This is a genomic window from Frankia sp. AgKG'84/4, from assembly GCF_023242965.2.
In the GTDB taxonomy this organism is placed as follows: domain Bacteria; phylum Actinomycetota; class Actinomycetes; order Frankiales; family Frankiaceae; genus Frankia.
This window is the reverse complement of the sequence record NZ_JALKFU020000467.1, coordinates 1-4,287: the sequence shown is the minus strand read 5'-3', so window position 1 is coordinate 4,287 and position 4,287 is coordinate 1. Positions and strand designations below refer to the sequence as shown.

The window sequence follows — 4,287 nt, the reverse complement described above, 5'->3', positions numbered from 1 at the left end:
GAGCCGGCCCGCACCCCACCGGCGGTCCCGGCGGCACCGGCGGCACCGGCGTCGTCGGGACCGTCACCGGCCGCGATCGCCCCGGCCGGGCCTGCCACACCACCCCGGACAGCGGCCTCCAGGGCCTTGCCGGCCGTGACGCTGCCAGCCACGACACCGCCAGCCACGACACCGCCAGCCACGACACTGCCAGCCAGGCCGCTGCCAGCCAGGCCGTCGCCGCCCGCGATGGTGCTCTGCGGACCGGCGGCGTACGCACGGATCGTGTCGGGCGCCTCGGCCACGCCGGACATCGCGGCGGCGTCCTGCGTCGGCTGGCCGGACGCGGCGTCCCGTCGCTGGCGGGCCAGCCGGCGCCGGATGCGGACCCGGGCCCGCGAGGTCTTCACGAACTGTAGCCAGTCCTCGGACGGGCCGGCGCCCGGCAGGTTCGAGGTGAGGATCTCGACGACGTCACCGTTGCGCAACCGGGCGTGCAACGGGACGAGTCGGCCGTTGACCTGCGCACCGATGGCCCGGTGCCCGATGTCGGTGTGCACCGCGTAGGCAACGTCGACCGGGGAGGACCGTGCCGGCAGAGCGATCATCCGGCCCTTCGGGGTGAAGGCGAACACCTCGTCGGACTCCAGGTCCGACGACAGCGACTCCAGGAACTCGTCGGAGTCGACCGTGTCCTCCTGCCAGTCCAGCAGGCTGTGCAGCCAGGACAGGCCCTCCAGGCGGGCGCCGTCGGCGCCGGGGCCGACCGGCCGGGCGAGGATGCCGGTCTCGGCCAGCCGGTGCATCGACGGCGTGCGGATCTGGATGTCGATGCTGCGCCCGGCGTCGTCGACCACCGTGGTGTGCAGCGACTGGTACATGTTGAACTTCGGCGTGGCCACGAAGTCCCGCAGCCGGCCCGGGACCGGCCGCCACAGCGCGTGGATCACGCCGAGGGCCGCGTAGCAGTCCGTGACCTCGTCGACGAGCACGAGCACTCGGACGATGTCGGTGTAGTCCTGCGGCGGCCTGGCCCGCTCCTGCGCCCGCTTGTAGATCGAGAACAGGTGGCTGGCACGGATGGAGACCTGGCCGTCGATGCGCGCGGACGCTAGCCCGGAAGCCAGTCGGTCGACCATCGCGCCGACGGCGCTCGACGCCTGCTCCGCGGCGGTGAACTCGTCGACGATCGCGGCGATGCGCGCGTACTCGGCGGGATGCAGGACGGCGAACGCCCGGTCCTCCAGCTCACGTTTGATCACGCTGACGCCGAGCCGGTGGGCCAGCGGCGCAAGGATCTCCAGGGTGACCCGGGAGATCTTCACCTGCTTCGCCGACGACATGAAGTTCAGCGTGCGCATGTTGTGCAGCCGGTCGGCGATCTTGATGACGAGCACCCGGTAGTCCCGGGCGAGCGCGACGATCAGCTTGCGCAGCGTCTCGGCCTCGGCCGCCTCGCCGAAACGCATCTTGTCCAGCTTCGTGACCCCGTCGACGAGGTTCGCGACCTCGGCGCCGAACTCCTCGACGACGGAGTCCAGGGTGTAGCCGGTGTCCTCGACGGTGTCGTGCAGCAGTGCGGCGATCAGGGTGGTCGTGTCGACCCCGAGCTCCGCCAGCGCCTGGGTCACGGCCAGCGGATGGCTGATGTACGGGTCACCGCTGCGGCGCATCTGGCCGGCGTGCAGCCGCTCGGCGACGCCGTAGGCGTGCACGAGGGACGCGATGTCGGCCCGGGGATGATAGTCGCGGTGGGCCTCGACGACGTCGCGCAGCTCGGGGGGCACCTGCGACATCCGCGGCGAGGCCATCCGCCGGGCCAGATGTGCCAGGCGCACGCTGGCCTGGCGCGCCGCGGTCAGGGCCCGGGACGCGTCGTCGCCGGCATCGGCGCGGGACAGCGCCGGGGACAGTCCGCCACCCGCCGGCAGGCCGGCACCCACGGTCTCAGCGTCCACGGCGTCCCCCTTGTCTCTCTAGACCTGTACGCCCGAGGTGACGCGAAAACAGTCGTACACCCCGTCCAGGGAACGCACCGCGCTCAGGATGTGCCCGAGATGCTTCGCGTCGCCCATCTCGAAGGTGAAGCGACTGATCGCGACCGGTTCACGGGTCGAGGCGTCCCGGCTGGTGGCCACCGAGGCCGACAGGATGTTCACGTGCCGGTCGGAGAGCACCCGGGTGACGTCGGAGAGCAGCTTGGTCCGGTCCTGTGCCTCGACCTGGATCACGGCGAGGAACATCGAGCCCGATGACGGCGCCCACTCCACCGCGACGAGCCGGTCGTGCGGTCCGCCGCGCAGCCCGCCCAGGTTCGAGCAGTCGGTGCGGTGCACCGACACGCCCTTGCCCCGGGTGACGAACCCGGCGATCTCGTCGCCGGGCATCGGCGTGCAGCAGCGGGCCAGCTTGGTCCACACGTCCGGTGAGCCGGTGACCAGCACGCCGGGCTCCCCGGTGGAGCGGCGTAGGGTGCGGATCGGCAGCTCGGTCTCGCCGACGTCCTCCTCCGCACCCTCGGGCCCGCCGAGGGACACCAGCAGCCTCGAGACGACCGACTCGGCGCTGAGGTGGTTCTCCCCCACGGCCGCGTACAGCGCCGCCACGTCGGCGTGGCGCATGTCCTTGGCCAGGCCCAGCAGCGCGTCACCGCTCATCAGCCGGGACAGCGGCAGCCCGTGGCGGCGCATCGCCCGGCCGAGCGCGTCGCGTCCGGCGACGATCGCGTCCTCGCGGCGCTCGCGGGCGTGCCACTGACGGATCTTCGCCCGGGCCCGTGAGGACCGGACGAACATCAACCAGTCCTGGCTGGGGCCGGCCGAGTGCGCCCGGGAGGTGAAGACCTCCACGGTGTCGCCGTTGTCGAGGGTGGTGTCCAGGGTCGCGATCCGGCCGTTGATCCGGGTGCCGACGCAGTGGTGGCCGACGTCGGTGTGCACGGCGTAGGCGAAGTCCACCGACGTCGAGCCGACGGGCAGCGGGATGACGTCGCCCTTGGGGGTGAAGACGAACACCTCGTCGCTCTCGGCGGCGAAGCGCAGGCTGTCGAGGAACTCGCCGGGGTCGGCGCTCTCGCGCTGCCAGTCGAGCACCTGCCGCAGCCAGGTCGTCAGGTCCGGCTCGGGGTTCTTGCGACGGCCCGACCGGGAGCTCTCCGAGGAGCGGGCGGCGACGCCGTCCTCCTTGTACTTCCAGTGGGCGGCGATGCCGTACTCGGCGCGGTTGTGCATCGCGTGCGTCCGGATCTGCAGCTCCACCGGCTTGCCCTCGGGCCCGATCACGGTCGTGTGCAGGGACTGGTACATGTTGAACTTGGGCATCGCGATGTAGTCCTTGAACCGGCCCGGGATCGGCTTCCAGTTCGCATGGACATTACCCAGGGTCGCGTAACAGTCGCGCACCGAGTCGACCAGGATGCGAATGCCGACGAGGTCGTAGATGTCGTCGAACGACCGGCCCCGCACCACCATCTTCTGGTAGATCGAGTAGTAGTGCTTCGGGCGGCCGGAGACGACCGCGCGGATGCGGGTGTCCCGCAGGCCGGCCTGGACCTGCCCGATCACCTCGGCGAGGTAGACGTCCCGGCTCGGGGCGCGGTCGGCGACGAGGCGGACGATCTCGTCGTAGCGCTTCGGGTACAGCGCGGCGAAGGAGAGATCCTCCAGCTCCCACTTCAGCGAGTTCATCCCGAGTCGGTGGGCCAGCGGCGCGTAGACCTCCAGCGTCTCGCGCGCCTTGCGCTCCTGCTTGTGCTCGGGCAGGAAGCGCAGGGTGCGCATGTTGTGCAGCCGGTCGGAGAGCTTCACGACCAGCGCCCGGGGGTCGCGCGCCATCGCGACGACCATCCGCCGGATCGTCTCCGCCTGCGCGGCCTCGCCGACCTTGACCCGGTTCAGCTTGCTGACCGCGTCGACGATCAGCGCGATCTGGTCGCCGAAGGTCTCCCGGATCGCCTCGGGAGTCAGCGTGGTCTCCTCCAGCGTGTCGTGCAGGAGGGCCGCGGACAGGGTCGCCGTGTCCATGCCGAGGTCGGCGAGGATGCTCGCCACCGCGATCGGATGGGTGATGTAGGGATGGCCGGAGAAGCGGATCTGGCCGGCGTGCGCGGCGTCGGCCACCTCGAAGGCCCGCTGCACCTGGCTGATGTCGGCCCGCGGGTGGTTCGCGAGCAGCCCGCGCAGCACCGGGTCGAGGGCGGAGGACGGGGTCGCCCGGTGGGTGGACAGCCGCGAGAGCCGGCCGCGCACCCGGCGCGGCAGCGGCGGCGACTCATGCCCGAGCCTCGGGATGACCGGCGCGGCATCGCCC

2 protein-coding genes are annotated in these 4,287 nt (G+C 71.6%); both read right to left on the bottom strand.

Annotated features, from left to right (window positions below):
* Window positions 1-1,937: RelA/SpoT family protein (locus tag MXD58_RS21360; protein WP_250609799.1), on the bottom strand; the 1,937-nt coding region annotated here is incomplete at its 3' end.
* A gap of 18 nt (window positions 1,938-1,955) precedes the next feature.
* The coding region (locus MXD58_RS21355) for a RelA/SpoT family protein (protein WP_284678677.1) at window positions 1,956-4,287 on the bottom strand (2,332 nt) is incomplete at its 5' end.